Origin of the sequence: Acinetobacter guillouiae, assembly GCF_002370525.2 — a bacterium.
Lineage (GTDB): Bacteria > Pseudomonadota > Gammaproteobacteria > Pseudomonadales > Moraxellaceae > Acinetobacter > Acinetobacter guillouiae.
Genome location: NZ_AP014630.1, coordinates 2,799,258 through 2,819,213, shown reverse-complemented (window position 1 = coordinate 2,819,213; position 19,956 = coordinate 2,799,258). Strand labels below are relative to the sequence as shown.

Here is a 19,956-nt window from a genome sequence, read left to right as displayed (position 1 = left end):
TCCTTAGTCCTTCTTCAAGTGTTTTTCAAGTAAAGCATAACGCTCGTTTTCGATACGTTCTACTTCAGCAGCTGGTACGTAGTAGTCCACTTTTTTAGTGAATGAACTTACGATGAAGCTGATAACAGCACCAAGGAAAGTTGCAACGACTAACCACCAGATATGCCAGATTAAAGCGAAGCCCATTGCTGTAATGAACAAGGCAATAACAAAACCAGCAGCACGGTCAGTTGGCATATGAATATCTTCATATTTCTCAGGACGTGCATACGCTACACCATTCTCTTTGTCATTCCAGAAAGTATCAATACCATTGATTTTTGGAATTTCAGCAAAGTTATAGAACGGAGCAGGGGATGAAGTAGACCATTCAAGTACACGACCATCCCATGGATCGCCTGTGTTGTCCATGTTGTCGTGACGTTGTAAGAAACCAACAATAACTTGCATTAAGAAACAAGCAATACCGATTGCTACAAGCACAGCACCAAACAAAGCAATTGCTAAGTATGGGTCCCATTCAGGGTTGTCATATGTATTCAAACGACGTGTCATACCCATGAAACCAAGGATATAAAGTGGCATGAATGCAAAATAGAAACCAAAGAACCAGAACCAGAACGATGCTTTACCCCAAGTTTCATTTAACTTCCAACCAAACATTTTTGGCCAGTAGAAAGTGATACCTGCGAACATACCGAATACAACACCACCAATAATTACGTTATGGAAGTGAGCGATCAAGAATAAAGAGTTGTGTACCAAGAAGTCAGCTGGTGGAACAGCCATCAATACACCCGTTAAACCACCGATACCGAAAGTCACAAGGAAGCCAAGTGTCCAGTACATTGGTGATGTAAAGGTAATACGACCCTTATACATAGTGAATAACCATGAGAAGATTTTCACACCAGTAGGAATCGCAATAATCATGGTCATGATACCGAAGAACGCGTTAACGTTGGCACCAGCACCCATGGTAAAGAAGTGGTGTAACCATACCACGAAAGCAAGTACTGTAATTGCAATCGTTGCATACACCATAGACTTGTAACCGAACAACGTTTTACGAGAGAACGTTGAAACGATTTCAGAGTAAAGACCAAAAGCAGGTAATACTAAGATATATACTTCTGGGTGACCCCATGTCCAAATCAAGTTCACATAAAGCATTGGGCTACCGCCAAGCTCATTGGTGAAGAAGTGGAAACCGAAGTAACGGTCTAGCGTTAACATTGCAATTGTTGCAGTCAATACTGGGAAAGATGCAATGATCAATACTGCTGTACAAAGTGCAGTCCAAGTAAAGATCGGCATGTCCATAAGTTTCATACCAGGCGCACGCATTTTGATGATGGTAACAAAGAAGTTAACACCGGTTAAAAGCGTACCTAGACCAGAAACCTGGAGTGCCCAGATATAGTAGTCAACACCAACACCAGGAGAATATTGAATGCCAGAAAGAGGTGGATAAGCCATCCAACCTGTTGCAGCAAACTCACCTAATACAAGTGAAACCATCATCAAACCAGCAGCACCAGCAAATAACCAGAAGCTCACAGAGTTTAATAATGGGAATGCAACGTCACGCGCACCAATTTGAAGTGGTACAGTGATGTTCATCATACCAACAACAAGACCCATTGCTACGAAGAAGATCATGATTACACCATGTGCGGTGAAGATCTGATCGTAATGGTCTGGATGTAAGTAACCTTCACCGCCACCTTTTGCAAGGAACAGTTGAAGACGCATCATGATTGCATCTGCGAAGCCACGAAGTAGCATCACAACAGACACAAGGATATACATAATACCAATTTTTTTATGGTCTACAGATTTAAACCATACATTCCAGAGGTAACCCCATTTTTTGAAATAGGTGATACCGCCGAAAACTGCAATTGCACCAAGAGCCATAATGACCATTGTTACAAGTACAATCGGCTCTTTAGGGATTGCATCCCAATTGAGTTTACCTAATAACAAAGACATGTCTTATTCCCCTACAGAAGCAGTTGCATGTTCAGCACCTGCATGTTCAGCACCTGCATGGTCTGCACCATGGTAGTTGCTCATGTAAGTGTTGATAATGCTTTTGAACAAGTCAGGCGTAACTGAAGAATAATAAGTCACAGGATGAGGCTTAGTAGGGAATGGACCTTTACGTTCAGCTTCGTGTGCAGCTTTAAGTTCTTCTGGAGTATGCGCATTGTTCAGCATTGCTTCAATTTGGTGTTTAGAACGATCACCATCTTTGAGCGTAGCAAATTCAGTCGCATCAAGCGTGGTTTTTTGGATCGCTTCAGGATTAATTGAAGTACCTTTACCTGCTTTAATAGCGTCTACCCAAGTGTTGAAGTCAGCATCTGAAACAGCATGAGCTCTGAAACGCATTTGCGTAAAGCCATAGCCGCTATAGTTTGCTGAGAATCCACGGTAGCCATCTGCAGGACTTGGATGTTCTGCAAGCATATGTAACTTAGTTTGCATACCTGCCATTGCATAAACCTGACCTGCTAACTTAGGAATGAAGAACGAGTTCATTGTAAAGTTAGAAGTGATTTGAAATTCAATTGGTTTATTGACTGGGAAACGAACTTCGTTAATTGTAGCTATTTGTTGTTCAGGATAGATAAATACCCATTTAAACTGTTCAGCGACTGCTTGAATTTTTAAATGTTCTTCCATCTGACCTTGAGTATTCGTTAATGGTCTGTAAGGGTCATATTTGTGTGAACCCCACCATGTTAAATACGCAAGAATAGCAATAATAATACACGGGATACCCCATACTACAATTTCAATCGCAGTAGAGTGTGCCCATGTAGGTTTATAGTCTGCATCTTTATTTGACGCGCGATATTTCCAACCAAACCACAATGCCATCAAGATCGAAGGAATTACGACCAATAGCATTAAGTAGATCGCAGTCATCATCAGGTTACTTTGACCTTCAGCGACTGGACCTTTAGAGTTTAGAAGTACTATATCACCACCACACCCAGTTAAGAGTGCGGCGATCGCAGATAAAGACAATACAGCTAAAGTCGTTTGTCTCATTTTACAACCTCGGTGAAGAGTCCCATTCCCTATATAAATATGGGATAGCGATTAAAGTGCCGCATGATTGAAAATGACTATTATTTCTAAATAGAAAACATTCTCAATGATCTGACACCGCTACGTTGTAGGGCATTATGCCTCATATCGTCAAACTTAGCTATACATAGAGGTTGAATATATTGATGTAAAAATACCTGATATTTTTAGTCGGAATTATAAGGAAAACAAAAACATAAATTATTATTTTGTGCTTGGCTAGCGATAAAAAATGGCGGTATAACCGCCATTTGAATTATTCTGAAAGATCAATAACTTTGGTTTTAGAAATACGATCATGTAATGCATAATTCTCTTTAGAGAAAAACATGAACAAATCAACAATGAAAATGATGGCAATCAGAGGTAATACGCTCATAACTTGAGACAGGATAAGAAATAAAAATGAACGAACAAAAAATCCTCTTAGGGACCCTGGCAATTGATTGGTATTGACATCAACAATCTGCAGTTTGAATATTTTTTTACCAATAGATTGCCCAAATTTGGTAATCATAAAGCATTGAGTGATCAAGAGAATAAGTACAAAGACCATCAGAGCAATATTCAGATAGGCTGGCATACTTTGACTGATCATTTCAGCAATTTTAACTTGGTTATCTACTGAAAAACCATCAGAAGCAACTTTGATTGCATCTTCAGGCATAAAATAAGCAATAGCGATGAATTGGGGTAAAAATAAAAGGGCGAAATCGATAAGTTTGGCTGAGATTCGTTTACCTACAGGTGCCGCTTTAATGATTTTTTTTGTACTTTTTTCAATTTTTATATTGGTAATAGCAGGATTCTGTTGACGATCAATTTGTTCGTTGTTTGATGACGTTGGTGTGACATAACCAATAGGCTCATAAACAAGTTTACCTTGTGTAAGTTCACCAAGCGCTTTCCATTCCGTTAATCCTTGATGCCAAGCTAAATCTGTTAAAAGTACTTGCTGGCTTGCAAGCATTTGATTCAGTTGTTCAATTGAATACGGACCAGCTTGTTGGTTATTTCTCGCCAAGTAAATTTGCATAAAACTCAATTCTCAAAATAAATCTAAAAGTACAAAATTGGTAGATGAAAATGAACATAACCGCAACTTTGTTCACCTACTTTTTTAAACCACTATGTATACTAGATTTTTGAATGTATTAACATTAAATTTACACGAAATCTTAAAATATCAAGAAAAATTAACCTATTTAGCAGGAGAGGGGTAACTGTGAAACTTCGTTTATCATTTAATGTAAGTGGCGAAAACTTTAATACACAATTATGTATCGAACGTTTGTATTCAAATGAGTTAAAGGCAGAATATGATGTTGATTGTCCAAATCATCTTTCATGGGTGCATCCAGATGAATTTACAGATTATCGTGATTATGAGAGTCGTTCAGCTTATGAGAAAGCATACTTAAACTTTATTATTACCAATATAAATATTCTAGATAGGTGTGGGGCGGATGATTTCTCTATATTTACAGAAATATATATACAGGCTGATGAGCAGTGTAATTTCGAAACATTAAGTGAAGGTTTTTATCCATATATCTGGAAATATACGATTCGTATGCCTACAAGTGTTTATATTTGCGATGAAGAATGTGGGTGTGCACAAGATTTTCTTTTAACCAATCCTAAATCTGATATTTGATAGCTTATTAAAATCAAAGTATTAAAAAATATGTATAAAAAAGACCCTGCTAGAGGGTCTTTTTAAACAGCTTTGATTAAGATTGTTTAATCTTTTCTTCTGCAAGGAAGAACCAAGTATCTAAAACTGAGTCTGGGTTTAATGAAACAGATTCAATACCTTGTTCCATTAACCATTTTGCAAGATCAGGGTGATCAGAAGGACCTTGACCACAAATACCTACATATTTACCCGCTTTACGGCAAGCATGAATTGCCATAGAAAGTAATGCTTTTACTGCTGGATCACGTTCGTCAAACAAGTGAGAAACGATACCAGAGTCACGGTCTAAACCAAGTGTTAGCTGAGTTAAGTCATTTGAACCGATAGAGAAACCATCGAAGTGTTCAAGGAATTGTTCAGCAAGTAATGCGTTTGTTGGTAACTCACACATCATGATCACTTTAAGACCGTTTTCACCACGTCGAAGACCGTTTTGAGCCAATAACTCAATAACACGTTTCGCTTCAGATACTGTACGTACAAAAGGAATCATGATTTGAATGTTGGTTAAACCCATTTCATCACGTGCTTTTTTCAATGCACGGCATTCGAGTTCGAAGCAGTCACGGAAGTTATCAGATACATAACGACTCGCACCACGGAAACCAAGCATTGGGTTTTCTTCTTCAGGCTCGTAAAGCTTACCACCAATCAAGTTCGCATATTCATTTGACTTAAAGTCAGACATACGAACAATCACTGGTTTGTCAGCAAATGCAGCTGCAAGGGTAGAAATACCTTCAACCAATTTTTCAACATAGAATTCAATCGGTGATGCATAACCTGCAGTACGTGCCAGAACTGCTGCACGTGTTTCGCGTGGTAGGCTGTCAATGTTTAACAACGCTTTTGGATGCACACCAATCATACGGTTGATGATGAATTCTAAACGTGCAAGACCAATCCCTTCGTTTGGAATTTGAGCAAAGTCAAATGCACGGTCAGGGTTACCTACGTTCATCATAATTTTGAACGGAAGTTTAGGCATAGATTCGATCGAGTTACGTTGAATTTCGAAATCTAACGCACCTTCATAAATAAAGCCTGTATCACCTTCAGCACAAGAAACAGTGACTTCTTGACCATCAACAAGCACTTCTGTTGCATTACCACAACCTACGATGGCAGGAACACCAAGTTCACGGGCAATAATTGCCGCATGACAAGTACGACCACCACGGTTAGTTACAATTGCAGCCGCACGTTTCATCACTGGTTCCCAATCTGGGTCAGTCATATCAGATACAAGAACATCACCTTCTTGTACTTTGTCCATTTCTTTAATTGAGGTAACGATACGAACTTTACCAGAACCAATACGTTGACCAATTGAACGACCTTCACAAAGAACTGTACCTTTTTGTTTAAGCAGGTAACGTTCCATTGTGCCGACATTTTCACGGCTTTTTACTGTTTCAGGGCGTGCTTGAACGATATAGATTTGACCATCATCACCGTCTTTTGCCCATTCGATATCCATCGGCGCTTGATAATGCTCTTCAATGATCAAGGCTTGTTTAGCAAGTTCTTGAAGCTCTAAATCATTTAAAGCAAATTGTTGACGATCTGTTTTTTCAACATCAACAACCACAACAGATTTACCCGCAGCACCTTCTTCACCATAAATCATTTTTTGGTGTTTAGAACCAAGATTACGGCGAATAACGGCATGTTTGCCATTTCTTAGAAGTGGCTTAGAAACATAGAATTCGTCAGGGTTTACTGCACCTTGTACAACCATTTCCCCTAAACCGTAAGAAGCAGTAATAAATACTGCTTCACGGAAACCAGATTCTGTATCAAGTGTAAACATTACACCTGCAGCACCCGTTTCAGAGCGAACCATACGCTGAATACCAGCAGAAAGCGCAACAATATCATGTGCAAAATTTTGGTGTACACGGTAAGCAATGGCACGGTCATTATAAAGTGAAGCAAAAACTTCTTTAATTGCGATAAGAACGTTGTCGATCCCACGAATGTTTAAGAAAGTTTCTTGTTGACCCGCAAATGAAGCATCTGGTAAGTCTTCAGCAGTTGCAGAAGAACGTACCGCAACAGCGATGTCAGGATTACCGTTAGAAAGGGCAGCAAATGCTTCGCGAACTTCAGTCTCTAGACCTGTAGTAAGTGGAGTTTCTACAATCCATTGACGGATTTTTGCACCAGTTTCTGCCAGTGCGATTACATCATCAACATTTAATGCTGCAAGTTCTGCATTGATTTTAGCATTTAGGCCACTTTGCTCTAGGAATTCGCGATATGCATCAGCAGTCGTTGCAAATCCACCTGGAACCGATACACCAGCATTTGCTAAATGACTGATCATTTCCCCAAGTGAAGAGTTTTTACCACCCACGATCTCAACGTCGTGTTTACCTAGTTTTTCCAGACCGATTACGCGTGCTTCCAAAGTTGTTACTCCACTTATGCAGTATTAATCACTATCTTGGCATGAAATTATAACAAAAAACTTAGCATTTTGATTCAACTAAGTGATAGTCATGTAAGATGGGCTTACTATAAAGATTATACATCGCTAAGACAAATGTTTGAGGAGATTTTTAATGTCAGAAAGTAACCAAATAAAGCGGAGCGTATTTTTTATTTCTGATGGTACAGCGATTACGGCTGAAACCCTTGGGCATTCATTATTAGCGCAATTTCCTCATGTAAAGTTTGATATCCATATTATTCCCTATATTACCTCTGAAGAAGCTGCAATGAATGTAGTCGAAGAAATCAATAAAAGGGCGGATAAAGATGGTCAACAACCTTTGGTATTCGATACTTTGGTTGACCCTTATGTTCGTGACATTATTAACACTGCAAATGCTGTAAATCTTGATGTTTTTGAAGGGCTTATTAGTAAGTTGTCGGACGTTTTAGGTACGCCACCTACAACTTTAGTCGGACAAACCCATGCTGTGACGGATTCTGAGTCGTATAAAGCACGTATTGATGCTGTTCATTTTGCTTTGGATAACGATGATGGCGCACGTACCCGCCATTATGACAAAGCAGATTTAATCCTGATCGGCGTATCGCGTTCTGGTAAAACTCCGACTTCAATTTATTTATCTTTGCAGTTTGGTATTCGCGTTGCAAACTACCCATTAACCGAAGAAGATTTAGACGATAACCGCTTACCTGCGGTACTGAAAGAACATAAAAATAAACTATTTGGTTTGATGATTGATGCTGAACGTCTCGTTGCCATTCGTTCTGAACGTAAAGCCAACAGTCGCTATGCGAGCTTTTCGCAGTGTCAGATGGAGCTACGCGCAGTTGAAGGGATCTATATTTCTGAAGGGATTAAATATTTAAATGTTTCAGAGATGTCGATTGAAGAAATTTCAACACGCGTTTTACAAATGACAGGTCTAAAACGTCGTATTGGATAATCCATCATTATATTTTTTTGATGTGTGTTGTGGTGTAAGAACAGTATGGAGCTGAATTAAAATTTGGCTCTTTTCTTTCATGTTTATTACTTTCTATAGTGTGACTTGTTATATGAATAAGATATTAAAAATAAGTTCATTTTTCATGCTTGTAAGTGTACAAAGTATATTTGCACAACAAACTAATGCTGAATCATTGAGCAATTTTGAAAATGGGTTGGTTGAAAAATATTATCAAAAAACCTGTTCAGGACGTGCTGAATGTGATCAGTACAATGAAAAAATTTCCAGCGAAATTGAAAATAAAATGAAAAATGATTCATCGAGTTTTGCATATTCGTTTGCAAAACTCACTGAAAAAAATATGCTGGATATCCATTACAGTCCTGATCGAAAAATTAAATTTTATACGATGGACGTTTCTGCTGGGGGAACGATGAGAGAACCATATAGCTTAATTCAAGTGAAGCAAAGCAATGGTTTGGCGTCCCAAGAGTTAGCTCAAGTTGGATTTATCGATAAAATTGCTCAAGTCAAAATTAAAAATCAGGACGTTTATTTAGTCACCAGTCTATTTATTAATAGTACTTGTTCAAGGAGCTATCGCATTCACTCCTTTGTATTGAATAACGGCAAATTTGTCGCGAAACCCATTTTTGAAACCAAGACTCAAAAACTTGATTCAATTGGTGTTGAAAATGATTGTCAGGAATGGGAGCGTTCTGCTGAAGATTTTATCCGTATCTCAAAAGACTTAAAAAATATTGATATATTGGTGGTGAATGCTTCAGGAAAATTGACCAATAACTATTTACGTTATCAAAAAGCTCCACAAGGTTATCGTTACAGTGGTGTGGTCAAATAATTAAATAAAAGAGGCCTAAAGGCCTCTTAAATTCAAACCTTCTCAAACTATTATTCGTAAGTGGTAATAATCACATCCACTAAATGTTCAATTCCTTCCATACTTTGTACTGCATTTTCAGTAATTTTAACGACTGGCCAAGTGATTAATTTGCAGTTTTTACGTTGTAGCGCTGTATAGTAGCTATCGGATTTTAAAAATACTTTACTCTTTAACGCAGAGTTCGGCATCAACTGACGTTTTAACCATTGTTCCTGAACTTGCGACTCTAGATAACGAATCGCCAACATTGATTTAACACGATGATTAAACAAACGACGATTTTTGATAATCAAAGGGTGCGAAATTAACTTTTGAACCCCTTTTTCAGTTTGCGGTAAAATAAAAGCGGGTGTGATTTGAAACACTTTTACAAATTCAGCACTGTTTAAAACGTGGCAAAGGTGTGTGACTGTAAGTTGATTTGCACCAATAATTGCCACGTTTAAACCGGTAAAATCGGTGAGTTTAATCTCAGTAGATGCAATAATTTTACCTTTATAATGCTTAAAAAATTCCGGCTGATTTTGAAAAAAACCTTCATTTTGACTCTTTTTCCTGTCGAGCATATTATTTCCTTTTTATACTAATTGGTCGCAGTGGGTTCTGACGTTAATTGATATATCCAACTTGGGACTTTAGGTAAAGACTTTTCAGGAATCTTGTCAGTCACGCTAACCATGGCATCAATCGGGATATGGAACCATTTTTTATTGCGATCTACTACATTTTTGCCATGAAATTGAATGATTTGGAACCACGGGTTACGGCGTCCTTCCACTGTTCTTCCGCCAATTTTCGAAAATTTATTCATTGCTGCATATAATTTTTCTTCAGGAAGCCCGAGCTTAATAACATTGTCACGCATTTTATTGATGAGTGGTAAGTAAGCCAAAATACCCAACATCAAACGAGGGTCGATTACTCGTGCAGCCATTTGGGCAAGCTCAATGACGCTTTTATTGATCCCTTGTGCTTCCATCACACTGAAACCCACACCTAAATGCCGTGCTTCATCACCATTAATCAGTTCAAAGGCTTGGTGGCATACAGGATCATCTACAGTATCCAATAAAAAGGTACATAAAGCACCATCCAAAGCAACTTCAAGCATCGGAATCACTGCGCCTAAAATATAAAAAGGCATTTCATCGGCATAGGTATCTAGCCATTCGATAATCAAGCGTAAATTTTTATTTGGTTTAGGGATATCACCATCTAACATTCCCCAGCGTTTCATGAGCGCCATTTCTGCATTGGCATGGCGTTGTTCTTCGGCATGAAATATAGCGTACATTTCACGTAAAGTTGCCGTTGGCGCTTTTTTTGACATTGCTGAAAATGCACGGGCACCTACATGCTCAATCCACATCAGATCTGCCATAAAGTCTTTAAGTTTTGGCCATTGTTCCGCTGTAACTAGCTCACGGCCTGGTGCATCCCAATCAATATCGGATAAAGTCCATTGTGTGTTTTTGACTTTATCTAACATTTTTTCTAAGTCAATTGAAGCCATAGCAAATCTATCAAAAATAAGGATTTCATTGCATTTTATTTAATATTTCTGTGAATCAATTGGCAAAGATATTCATTGTGGAATGATGAAAAATATCAACGCAGTAATGGTTTGATTTTGAATGTGAAAATTTAGCTAAGTGATTGAGATAAAAAGAAAGACTTGTCATAAAAGGACAAGTCTTATCATTTGGAGCAATAGATTGTTTAACAATTAAAATTTATCTTCTGGTGTTTCTAGGTCTTTAACTTCAACTTGTTGAACAGGGTGGGGCTGAGGCAGTTCAGGCTGTGAATGCGTTCTGAGATATTCCAAGTCTCGAATATTCTTTTGTACAGCAACAGCACCGAAAAGGCTAAGTAAAAAAGCCATGATATAAAAACCTTTCTCACTGAGTGCCATCGTCGCATTCCATAAACCCATTGCGAGTAGAACAATACAGATCACCACTGAAGCCCAACACAGTCCATAATAAATTGCTGTGACTGACTGACCTTCAAGTTTATCCCGAACAACTTTTTGCAGTGAAACAGCAGAAAATAAACCATAAAGGATCAGGATTAAATAATAGCCTTTTTCATTTAATAGAATTTGTGCATTGAATAAACCCACACAGTAGGCTGCCGCACCAGCAAGTAAAGCCACCCAACTGACTGCAATAAAAGCAGGGGTGGGTTTATTGATATATTGGTTCATTGTTGTTCCTTATTACTATTTTACTGATTTTTCTATGTTCTATTATGCTGATTTGAAATGAGATGGCAAATCTTTTCAATTTATTAGTTCCAATTAAAATAGGGTTTAAGTGCAAAGAATAGTAAATAGTATTTTAAATCAATTGGATATTTTAGTTATGCAACAGATAAATCAAAAAAAACCAAAATGAAATTTCTCATTTCATTTTGGTAAAGAGGAAAACATGATTGATTTGTATTATTTTTTTAAATCCATCAACAAACTAAAGTTATCTAAGCGCTTCTGTGTATCATAAATATCGCAAGTGAAAATAAATTCATCTACCTGATATTTTTCTAAAAGTTGCTTTAAACCGTTCTTGACCGTATCTGGTGAGCCAATTTGCGCCATACCTAAGAAGTTTTGTACTGACATTTTCTCTGATGCAGACCATCGGCCTTCCATTGTTGCTACAGGCGGTTTCAGTTTTAAACTTTGTCCTGTCAGTAATGCAAGAATACGTTGATACACACTTGTGGCTAGATACTCTGCTTCCTCATCGGTTTGGGCGACCACAGTAGGAACCCCCATAGATACAAACGGTTTATCTAAATAGGCGGATGGTTCAAAATTGTCACGATAGAGCTGAATGGCTTGGCCTAACATTCTCGGTGCAAAATGTGAGGCAAATGAATAAGGAAGCCCCAATTTAGCCGCCAGTTGTGCGCTAAAAAGGCTCGATCCTAAAAGCCACACAGGCACATGCGTACCTTGCCCAGGTGTTGCTTTAATTCTTTGCTGAGGCACTGCGTCAGCGAAATAGCTTAAAATTTCTAAAACATCTTGTGGAAATTGCTCTTCTGTTTCTTGACGACCACGTCTTAATGCACGCATGGTGGTTGGATCTGTTCCGGGCGCACGACCTAAGCCGAGTTCAATACGATTTGGATAGAGTGTTGCCAAGGTACCAAACTGTTCAGCAACCACTAAAGGTGCATGGTTGGGTAACATAATCCCTCCCGAGCCCACTTTAATATTTTTTGTATTGGCTAAGATGTAACCCAGCAATACAGCAGTTGCGGAGCTGGCGATACCATCCATATTATGATGTTCAGCTAACCAAAGGCGATCAAAGCCCAACTGTTCTGCATGCTGAGCAAGTTGCAATGCATGCTTAAGTGAAAACGCAACTGTTTGATCTTCTCGAACAGGTGCGAGTTCTAGGATAGAGAACTTCGTATTCTTTAATGCGGTATCTGTTAAAGACGACATTTTTAAACTCGAAAATAATATATATCGAAATAATACGATATAAGTGTGCAAATGTATATCGAAAATTGTCGATATTTGGTGGTTTTGATGTTGATTTTATTAACCGAAAAACGAATCAAGCACCCGATGGTGCTTGATTTAAATGATTAGCTATTAATTTTGGACTGAAATTAATTTTTCCAGTTGTTCCAACGATTTTTGTTTTTGTAGTGACCATAATGATTGCCATTGTCTTTACGATAGCCACGATCATTGTAGCGATAATCAACATTACGGTAACCGCTACGATCATATCGATCATTATAACGTCCATAACGGTTGTCATAGCGGTCATCATAACGACGATCTTCACTGACTTTTTGACCTAATGCCGAACCACCTGCAGCACCAAGACCCGCACCAATATAGCCACCAGTTGAAGTACCAGTCACATTACGACCTACGGTATAACCACCAGCACTACCTAAAGCACCACCGATGATCGCACCATTACGGTCACGTTTATTTGATGAAGCGCCTGCGCCAACACCACCACCGATTGCAGAACCAATCATCGCGCCTGTTGAACCACCCATTTGTTGGCCAATCGCAGCACCCACCACACCACCAAGTGCAGATGTTAATGCTGTATTGGTTGAGTTGCCTGCATGTGCAGTCGTCATCATTGTTGCTGCAATTACTGTTGCACCAAGGATTGCTTGTAATTTCATTTTAAACTCCTGATCGAAGCTTCTTCGAATTCTTTAACTTGAGGCTAGAATAACGAAACATTTAGCAATAATTATGGATTTGAATGTAAGCAATTTCTGTGTTTTGTGTGTGGATTGTATATTTGGCTGATTAATTTATTCATATTATGTGAATATTAAACTTAATTTTAAGTAAAACCTTATTTTGTACAATCAATATTAAGCTATGAATCATTACTTGTAGTTCTACACGATTGACAGTTTATCTAAGATGAAACAAAACAAAAAAGCACCCGAAGGTGCTTGATATCATTTACGGATAAATTAGTGATGACGACGGTGTTTTTTGTAGTACTTTTTATTGTACTTACGTTGATCTGCATGGCGGTCTTGAGAAACTTTTTTACCAAGAACTGAACCACCCGCAGCACCAGCAGCAGCACCAATATAACCACCAGTGGTACCACCCATATTTTTACCTACGGTATAACCACCAACACCACCTAAACCACCACCGATTGCGGCCGCAGTACGGTCCTTTCTATTGGTTGATGCAGCAGCACCACCTGCACCGCCTACTGCTGAACCAATCATTGCGCCAGTGTTACCACCGATTTGTTTACCTACAGCAGTACCAACGACACTACCTAGAGCAGAAGTTGCTGCAATACGTGTTGAGTTATCAGCATGAGCACTTACTGTAAATATTGAAGTTACTGCCAATACAGTACTAAATATGATCGTATTAAATTTCATGTGTTGCTCCATGTCCTTATCTGGACAGTTCTATCTCTATTCGATGTGGCAAATGTAACAAAAATTTTTCCAAAAAATGTGGAGAGGGATCTGAAAATTGATAGCGTTTGGTATCTGAATGTATGTTTTCTATTAAAAGTGATTTTAAAACACCCATATTAGTTAACAAATAGCATGAATAATGGAGAATAAAAGCATCTAATCAAAAATCATGCGGATCATCTTGTTATAAATTCTATAGCTTATCTTGACGGCGCTTATATAAATGTGTCATTTAAATGGCAGAATCGGTAAACTAGGCACAATTTTAGAATTTTCTTACCAATTTTAAATGGGCTGTTATAAAGCTCGATGTTTTTTGGTAAGGCTTAGCTTGAGAATGTATTTAAAATGAAAGAATCGTTACGTTTACGATTAGACCAACTTTGTGATCGACATGAAGAGTTAGAAGCATTATTGGCAGATGTTGAAGTCATTTCAGACAATAAGCGTTTTCGTAATTTGTCCCGTGAGCATAATGATTTATCAGAAATTACCGATGTTTGGAAAAAGTACAAGCAAGCTGAAGAAGATATTGAAACAGCAGAAGCAATGTTAACTGATCCAGATTTTAAGGATATGGCTGTTGAGGAAATCAAAGAGAACAAAGCTTTAATTGAACAACTTGAAGCTGAGTTGAATATTCTCATGATTCCTAAAGACCCAAATGATGCCAACTCGGCATATTTGGAAATCCGCGCTGGTACCGGTGGTGATGAAGCGGCGATTTTCTCGGGTGACTTATTCCGTATGTATAGTAAATACGCTGAAACTCAAAACTGGCGTATTGAGATCTTATCTGAAAATGAAGGTGAGCATGGCGGATATAAAGAGATTATCTGTCTAGTGAATGGTGAAGGTGTTTACGGTCGCTTGAAGTTTGAAAGCGGGGCGCATCGTGTACAACGTGTTCCAGCCACTGAGTCACAAGGTCGTGTACATACTTCGGCATGTACTGTGGCAATTCTTCCAGAAGTTGATGTAGACACCACAGTAGAGATTAATGCTGCGGATCTACGTATTGATACTTACCGTGCTTCTGGTGCGGGTGGTCAGCACATTAACAAAACTGATTCTGCTGTACGTATTACCCATCTTCCAACAGGTACTGTTGTGGAATGTCAGGATGAACGTTCACAGCATAAAAACAAAGCAAAAGCGATGGCGTTACTGGCTTCACGTTTAGAGAATGCGAAACGTGCTGCAGCCGATGCAGCAACATCTGAAATGCGCCGTGATTTGGTGGGTTCAGGGGATCGTTCGGAACGTATCCGCACATATAACTATCCACAAGGTCGTATGACAGATCACCGTATCAATTTAACTTTATATAAGTTAGATGCAGTAATGGAAGGTGATTTGACTGAACTACTTGACAGCTTACATCGCGAATATCAAGCAGATCAGTTGGCGATGCTTGCACAACAAAATGGTGGTTAATGAATATTGCACAGGCTTTGGCCTTACGTGGAGAAGCTGAAAGTTATGAGCGTCAAGAAAATGCTTGGTTACTTGAGCATATTTTAAAAATTGATGCTTTTGATTTGTCACTTAAATCTACGCAAGAATTAACCGCTAAGCAAGAACAGCAATATGTCGAGGGTCTAGCGCGGATTGCTGCGGGTGAACCCTTGGCTTATGTAACTGGCTCACAACCATTTTGGACTTTGGATTTAACCGTTACCAGAGATACTTTAGTCCCTCGTCCAGATACTGAGGTATTGGTTGAAACGGTTTTAAATCTTGATTTGCCTGAAGATACTCGTATGGTTGATTTAGGTACGGGTACAGGTGCGATCGCATTATCGCTGGCAAGTGAGCGCCCCAATTGGTCTATTATTGCCACAGATATTTATGAACCGACTTTAGAGGTTGCTTTACATAATGCTGAAAAGCATGACTTGGGGCAGGTCAAGTTTTTTCTAGGAAGTTGGTTTAAAGCTTTGAATCGTCAATTTTTTGATGTGATTGTTTCTAACCCTCCCTATATTGATGCTGATGATGAGCATATGCCGCATCTTGCTTCTGAACCTGAAAGAGCTTTGGTTGCTGAGCAGCATGGTTTGGCGGATATTGAACATATTGTTCAGCAAGGTAAAAAATGGTTGGCGACACAAGGCTGGATTGTACTTGAGCATGGTTATGATCAAGCTGAAGCGGTACAAAACATTTTTAAAGGTGCTGGTTTTAAACAAGTTAGAACTGTTAAAGACTATGGTGGTAATGATCGTGTCACGCTAGGTCAGTGGCCAAATTAGTTTTGCATCTTTGTTGTTTAAAAGACTTTGTTGGATGGCGGTGGTTGCTTATCCAACAAAGTCTTTTTTATTGGCGAATAATAAGGATTAAAAGAGTTCGGCGTATTTTAAAGCTAATAGGGAATATAACCTTTAGAAGAACATGCTAAGTCAAATTACTTTTCACCAATTGAATCGGCTCTAAGAGTTTTTCACCCAGAGAGCTGTGCATTTCTCTTTCAATTAAACGGGTAATTGAATCTAAAGGTAAATCATTTTCTTGTAGGCCAAATGGTTCTTCAAGCTGAGCACTCAAAGCATCTAGTCCCAAAAATAAATAAGCAATTAAACTGACGATGACGGGTGTCCAAATCCCTAAACTTGCTTCTAAACTAAACGGCAAAATCAAACAAAAGCAATATACTGTGCGATGTAATAAGACTGAATAAGAATAAGGCAATGGGGTGGTTAGAATGCGATCACAGCCAGCCTGAATATTACCCATAGCAACAATATGATGATTTAAACCTTGATAGATAATGTCAGAAATTTCACCTGATTTAAGTGATTGCACTAAAGATTTTTGGATTTCTTCTAAAACAAATTGTGCAGCGTTTAGGTGGTTTGCCAGTTGGCTGAAGCTTAATTCATCTAAATCAACTTTATTTTTATAAAATTCAATGGATTGATTTTGATTGCGTAAACGATTTCTTAATAAACGGGTAAATAGCATCACACGATACATTAAAACTTTACGCTGGTTTTCTTGTAAAACATGTGTGTCACGAGAAAGATGGCGTGAGGTTGCAATCAAAGCACCCCAGAGTTTACGACCTTCCCACCAACGATCATAACACGCCGTATTTCTAAAACTTAAGAAAATAGAAAGGATAATCCCGAACACGGTAAACCCAATTGCAGGTACAGCAGGAATTGTAAAATAGTGATGTGATGATAGGTAAACCAGAACTGTCGAGATCAGCACAACAAACGTTAATGCGGGTAAGACTTTGGGAAGAATGGTGCCGTGCCAAGCAAAGAGAAGTGCAAAGCTGTTACTTTTATCACGAATGATCATACTGTCTACCTAAATATTACTGTGACAGTGTTTCATAGAGAAAAGCAGAAATGCAAGTTGCAAAGAAGCAATTTAAAAAAATACGGCTGATTAAAAGCCGTATTTTGCACGGTTTATGTTCTCCAACGTAAAAACCAGTTTTCAATCAATTTCATTAGACTGTCTGTGAGTTTGCCGAGGACAGCCAGCAAGATAATCGCAATAATCACAATATCTGGTCTTGACGTTTCTCGACCATCACTGAGTAGATAGCCGATACCTTGTGTAGCCGCAATCAGTTCTGCTGCAATCATAAACATCCACGCTAGGCTTAAACTGTTTCTGAGTCCAACGAGAATTCCAGGCGATGCAGCAGGCAGAACAATTTGGAAGATACTTTGTAGATAGGTCAGACGGTATACTTTTGCCACTTCTAACAACTTTGAATCAACACCATGTATGGCAGATACGCTATTGGTATAGGTGGGAAAGAATGCACCAATCGCGATTAAGGTAATTTTTGAGGCTTCATCAATGCCTAACCACAAAAGCAATAATGGAATCCAAGCAAGACTTGGAATAGATTTGATCGCTGAAAATGTAGGTTCTAAAAATTCTTCAATGTGTTTGTTTAAACCCACTGCAATTGCAAAAATGAGTCCCAATAGGCTACCAATAAAAAAACCTAAAAAAACACGCCAAGTACTGGTATAGATATGGGTCAATAAATCACCTGCGGCAAGCTCCTTGAATGAGTCAACTAAGCTACTCGGTGCAGGGAGCAGATAAGACTCAATCCATCCAAAACGAACTAAATACTCACATAATAAAATGAGCAACAACGGAATCGTAATTCCTTTTACCCATTTTAGAACATTGGCTTTAAAGGCAGGTTTGTTTAAACCCGCCTGCGCTATATGTACATTTGATTCGCTTTGCGTCGATTGAGCATGTGTAGACTTTGTCATTACTTCTCAGCAACCTTGCCAATAACCTTTTGCGCATATTTGCTGTCAAATAGTTGATCCACAACTTGATTTACATTGGTGCCTTTTCGAACCAGTTCCTCTTCAGTCAAAATAGTGCCTGCTTTCTTTAGCGCATTAAGCTGTTTCGCGGTTGGAATGTTTTGATCTAGATTGGTTCGGCTCAATTGCAATTTCGCCACTTCAAGTGGCAATTTTGCTTCACGTGCTAATAATTCTGCAAGTTTATCTGGATTGGCTTTTGCCCATTTACGTGCTTGTTCATAAGCTTTAATTACAGCCTCAACTGCTTCTGGGCTTTGGGTGCTAAATTGATCTTTTACACTTAACACGCTGTAACTATTAAAAGCGATATTGCGATAGAGCAGTTTTGCGCCTGATTGCAATTGTGCAGATGCCATCAGTGGATCAAGACCAGCCCAAGCATCTACCTGACCACGTTCTAAAGCTGTTTTTCCATCTGGATGTTGTAGATGTACCAATTGCACATCGCGTTTATTTAAGCCGACCGTTTCAAGTGCTTGAAGCGTAAATAAGAATGGATCTGTACCTTTAGTTGCAGCAATTTTTTTTCCTTTGAGGTCTTTTAAGGATTTGATTGCAGAATTTTTAGCAACGACTAATGCAGTCCATTCTGGCTGGCTTTGGATATAAACCGTTTTAATTGGACTGCCATTGGCACGACTTAATACTGCTGCTAAACCCGCGGTAGAGGCGAAATCGATACTGCCACTGTTTAAATATTCAAGTGAACGATTACTGCCTTGGCTAAACACCCATTTGACCTCTGTCTTGGGTAAGGCTTTTTCTAATAGCTTTTGTTCTTTAACCACTAAACTTGTTGGGGCGTAATAGGCATAGTCTAATTTCAATGTTGTTGGGATGGCTGCAAAAGATGACATTGCGGATAAGCTTAAGGCTAAGGTGGAAACTAAGCGCGTCATTTTTTTGCTAAAAACTTTCATACATACCCCATAAAATTCAAAGAGAAACACAGAGCTAGATATGTATATTTTTTAGGGTGAAAGCACAAAAAAGAAAAACAGATATTGACTTCTTAAAATATGAAATGTAAAAAATATTGGTTTAACTATATGAATAAATTTATGTTTTTAAGGTATAGATATTTGCTTGTTGAATAGATGATTATTGAAATGAATTATAAAAAAATATTCTAATTAAATTTTAGTCATTAGACATAAAAAATGCCTCTATACAGAGGCATTTTGGGATTGGGCAAATTAAACTGGATAATCTTCCAAACTGTCTGCAATTTCAACTTGGTCTAATGCATTGGTTTCAAGTGCTAGACAAAGCGCAACAATTTTTGCAGTATCAGCAATGTTTTCTTTTTTCATTGCTAAGCCTGATTGAATTGCATCTAATCGCTCTTGGTGAATATCAAGCGCTTGTGCGACTTCTGCAGCATCATTGGTTTTGAAAAAATCATTCATGGCATGTTCAAAGTCATGATCTGAAGCTTTTAAAATACCTTCGATAAGCTCATCTAAATGTTCAGTTTGAGCAGAAAGGGAATGGATAAAGTTTTGAACTAGATTTTGCTCTAGTACATCAATCATCTTAATCATGTTAGTGACCTAAAAGTGATTAAAGGGGAGG

At 38.4% G+C, this 19,956-nt stretch carries 19 protein-coding genes; 5 read left to right on the top strand and 14 right to left on the bottom strand.

Annotation, left to right across the window (positions count from 1 at the left end):
- Positions 1-3 precede the first annotated feature (3 nt).
- From cyoB to AS4_RS13075, 3 genes are all read right to left on the bottom strand, one after another.
- The gene (gene cyoB, locus AS4_RS13085) at positions 4-1,995 is read right to left on the bottom strand and encodes a cytochrome o ubiquinol oxidase subunit I (protein WP_004719352.1); all 1,992 of its coding nucleotides are present in this window, start codon (positions 1,993-1,995) and stop codon (positions 4-6) included.
- Positions 1,996-1,998: 3 nt separating this feature from the next.
- On the bottom strand, positions 1,999-3,063 hold the full coding sequence (gene cyoA, locus AS4_RS13080) for a ubiquinol oxidase subunit II (RefSeq protein ID WP_096734422.1): 1,065 nt from the start codon (positions 3,061-3,063) through the stop codon (positions 1,999-2,001).
- Between the two features lie 295 nt (positions 3,064-3,358).
- The gene (locus AS4_RS13075) at positions 3,359-4,138 is read right to left on the bottom strand and encodes an RDD family protein (protein ID WP_034613420.1); all 780 of its coding nucleotides are present in this window, start codon (positions 4,136-4,138) and stop codon (positions 3,359-3,361) included.
- Positions 4,139-4,327: 189 nt separating this feature from the next.
- Here AS4_RS13075 and AS4_RS13070 point away from each other — a divergent pair, with 189 nt between their 5' ends.
- Positions 4,328-4,759: a hypothetical protein gene (locus AS4_RS13070; protein WP_096734421.1), complete on the top strand. Its 432-nt coding sequence runs from the start codon at positions 4,328-4,330 to the stop codon at positions 4,757-4,759.
- A 76-nt stretch (positions 4,760-4,835) separates the two neighbouring features.
- Here AS4_RS13070 and ppsA read toward each other — a convergent pair whose 3' ends face one another.
- Positions 4,836-7,214 (bottom strand): phosphoenolpyruvate synthase, encoded by a 2,379-nt coding sequence (gene ppsA, locus AS4_RS13065; RefSeq protein WP_004719359.1) that lies wholly within the window; start codon positions 7,212-7,214, stop codon positions 4,836-4,838.
- Positions 7,215-7,368: 154 nt separating this feature from the next.
- On the opposite strand from ppsA, the gene ppsR reads away from it, so the two are divergent.
- Both ppsR and AS4_RS13055 read left to right on the top strand, forming a co-directional pair.
- Positions 7,369-8,205, top strand: a complete 837-nt coding sequence (gene ppsR / locus AS4_RS13060) for a posphoenolpyruvate synthetase regulatory kinase/phosphorylase PpsR (protein WP_004719361.1) — start codon at positions 7,369-7,371, stop codon at positions 8,203-8,205.
- A gap of 112 nt (positions 8,206-8,317) precedes the next feature.
- Positions 8,318-9,070 carry a hypothetical protein gene (locus AS4_RS13055; RefSeq protein WP_227548073.1) on the top strand — a complete coding sequence of 251 codons (753 nt, stop codon included), beginning with the start codon at positions 8,318-8,320 and terminating at the stop codon, positions 9,068-9,070.
- A gap of 50 nt (positions 9,071-9,120) precedes the next feature.
- Here the strand turns inward: AS4_RS13055 and AS4_RS13050 are convergent, their stop codons facing one another.
- The 6 genes from AS4_RS13050 to AS4_RS13025 all read right to left on the bottom strand — a co-directional run bounded on the left by AS4_RS13050 (position 9,121) and on the right by AS4_RS13025 (position 14,017).
- Positions 9,121-9,678, bottom strand: a complete 558-nt coding sequence (locus tag AS4_RS13050) for an NAD(P)/FAD-dependent oxidoreductase (RefSeq protein WP_096734419.1) — start codon at positions 9,676-9,678, stop codon at positions 9,121-9,123.
- Positions 9,679-9,695: 17 nt separating this feature from the next.
- Positions 9,696-10,625 (bottom strand): ferritin-like domain-containing protein, encoded by a 930-nt coding sequence (locus AS4_RS13045; RefSeq protein ID WP_034613436.1) that lies wholly within the window; start codon positions 10,623-10,625, stop codon positions 9,696-9,698.
- 213 nt (positions 10,626-10,838) lie between these two features.
- Positions 10,839-11,321, bottom strand: coding sequence for an inner membrane protein YiaA (gene yiaA, locus AS4_RS13040; protein ID WP_096734418.1), 483 nt, complete (start codon positions 11,319-11,321; stop codon positions 10,839-10,841).
- A 237-nt stretch (positions 11,322-11,558) separates the two neighbouring features.
- Positions 11,559-12,572 carry an LLM class flavin-dependent oxidoreductase gene (locus AS4_RS13035; RefSeq protein WP_096734417.1) on the bottom strand — a complete coding sequence of 338 codons (1,014 nt, stop codon included), beginning with the start codon at positions 12,570-12,572 and terminating at the stop codon, positions 11,559-11,561.
- A 170-nt stretch (positions 12,573-12,742) separates the two neighbouring features.
- Complete coding sequence (locus tag AS4_RS13030) at positions 12,743-13,282, bottom strand: glycine zipper domain-containing protein (RefSeq protein ID WP_096734416.1); 540 nt, start codon at positions 13,280-13,282, stop codon at positions 12,743-12,745.
- Positions 13,283-13,585: 303 nt separating this feature from the next.
- Complete coding sequence (locus tag AS4_RS13025; RefSeq protein WP_004822418.1) at positions 13,586-14,017, bottom strand: hypothetical protein; 432 nt, start codon at positions 14,015-14,017, stop codon at positions 13,586-13,588.
- A 390-nt stretch (positions 14,018-14,407) separates the two neighbouring features.
- Between AS4_RS13025 and prfA the strand changes: the two genes are divergently transcribed.
- Entirely contained in the window at positions 14,408-15,496 is a 1,089-nt protein-coding gene (gene prfA / locus AS4_RS13020; protein WP_004719378.1) for a peptide chain release factor 1, read from the top strand.
- Entirely contained in the window at positions 15,496-16,314 is an 819-nt protein-coding gene (gene prmC, locus AS4_RS13015) for a peptide chain release factor N(5)-glutamine methyltransferase (RefSeq protein WP_096734415.1), read from the top strand. The genes prfA and prmC overlap by 1 nt, the downstream gene beginning before the upstream one ends.
- Before the next feature lie 145 nt (positions 16,315-16,459).
- Here prmC and AS4_RS13010 read toward each other — a convergent pair whose 3' ends face one another.
- From AS4_RS13010 to AS4_RS12995, 4 genes are all read right to left on the bottom strand, one after another.
- Positions 16,460-17,371 carry a bestrophin family protein gene (locus AS4_RS13010; protein WP_096734414.1) on the bottom strand — a complete coding sequence of 304 codons (912 nt, stop codon included), beginning with the start codon at positions 17,369-17,371 and terminating at the stop codon, positions 16,460-16,462.
- A 113-nt stretch (positions 17,372-17,484) separates the two neighbouring features.
- Positions 17,485-18,318 (bottom strand): ABC transporter permease, encoded by an 834-nt coding sequence (locus AS4_RS13005; protein WP_096734413.1) that lies wholly within the window; start codon positions 18,316-18,318, stop codon positions 17,485-17,487.
- A complete protein-coding gene (locus AS4_RS13000) occupies positions 18,318-19,301 on the bottom strand; it encodes an aliphatic sulfonate ABC transporter substrate-binding protein (protein WP_096734412.1) in 984 nt (327 codons plus the stop codon). The genes AS4_RS13005 and AS4_RS13000 overlap by 1 nt, the downstream gene beginning before the upstream one ends.
- A 276-nt stretch (positions 19,302-19,577) precedes the next feature.
- Positions 19,578-19,925, bottom strand: coding sequence for a hypothetical protein (locus tag AS4_RS12995; RefSeq protein ID WP_004719389.1), 348 nt, complete (start codon positions 19,923-19,925; stop codon positions 19,578-19,580).
- Between the last annotated feature and the right edge of the window lie 31 nt (positions 19,926-19,956).

What these genes read in the sequence shown, in the direction of transcription:
- cyoB (WP_004719352.1), bottom strand. Translation starts at nt 1,995, where the DNA reads ATGTCTTTGTTATTAGGTAAACTCAATTGGGATGCAATCCCTAAAGAG.
- cyoA (WP_096734422.1), bottom strand. Translation starts at nt 3,063, where the DNA reads ATGAGACAAACGACTTTAGCTGTATTGTCTTTATCTGCGATCGCCGCA.
- AS4_RS13075 (WP_034613420.1), bottom strand. Translation starts at nt 4,138, where the DNA reads ATGCAAATTTACTTGGCGAGAAATAACCAACAAGCTGGTCCGTATTCA.
- ppsR (WP_004719361.1), top strand. Translation starts at nt 7,369, where the DNA reads ATGTCAGAAAGTAACCAAATAAAGCGGAGCGTATTTTTTATTTCTGAT.
- AS4_RS13055 (WP_227548073.1), top strand. Translation starts at nt 8,318, where the DNA reads ATGAATAAGATATTAAAAATAAGTTCATTTTTCATGCTTGTAAGTGTA.
- AS4_RS13050 (WP_096734419.1), bottom strand. Translation starts at nt 9,678, where the DNA reads ATGCTCGACAGGAAAAAGAGTCAAAATGAAGGTTTTTTTCAAAATCAG.
- AS4_RS13045 (WP_034613436.1), bottom strand. Translation starts at nt 10,625, where the DNA reads ATGGCTTCAATTGACTTAGAAAAAATGTTAGATAAAGTCAAAAACACA.
- yiaA (WP_096734418.1), bottom strand. Translation starts at nt 11,321, where the DNA reads ATGAACCAATATATCAATAAACCCACCCCTGCTTTTATTGCAGTCAGT.
- AS4_RS13035 (WP_096734417.1), bottom strand. Translation starts at nt 12,572, where the DNA reads ATGTCGTCTTTAACAGATACCGCATTAAAGAATACGAAGTTCTCTATC.
- AS4_RS13030 (WP_096734416.1), bottom strand. Translation starts at nt 13,282, where the DNA reads ATGAAATTACAAGCAATCCTTGGTGCAACAGTAATTGCAGCAACAATG.
- AS4_RS13025 (WP_004822418.1), bottom strand. Translation starts at nt 14,017, where the DNA reads ATGAAATTTAATACGATCATATTTAGTACTGTATTGGCAGTAACTTCA.
- prfA (WP_004719378.1), top strand. Translation starts at nt 14,408, where the DNA reads ATGAAAGAATCGTTACGTTTACGATTAGACCAACTTTGTGATCGACAT.
- prmC (WP_096734415.1), top strand. Translation starts at nt 15,496, where the DNA reads ATGAATATTGCACAGGCTTTGGCCTTACGTGGAGAAGCTGAAAGTTAT.
- AS4_RS13010 (WP_096734414.1), bottom strand. Translation starts at nt 17,371, where the DNA reads ATGATCATTCGTGATAAAAGTAACAGCTTTGCACTTCTCTTTGCTTGG.
- AS4_RS13005 (WP_096734413.1), bottom strand. Translation starts at nt 18,318, where the DNA reads ATGACAAAGTCTACACATGCTCAATCGACGCAAAGCGAATCAAATGTA.
- AS4_RS13000 (WP_096734412.1), bottom strand. Translation starts at nt 19,301, where the DNA reads ATGAAAGTTTTTAGCAAAAAAATGACGCGCTTAGTTTCCACCTTAGCC.
- AS4_RS12995 (WP_004719389.1), bottom strand. Translation starts at nt 19,925, where the DNA reads ATGATTAAGATGATTGATGTACTAGAGCAAAATCTAGTTCAAAACTTT.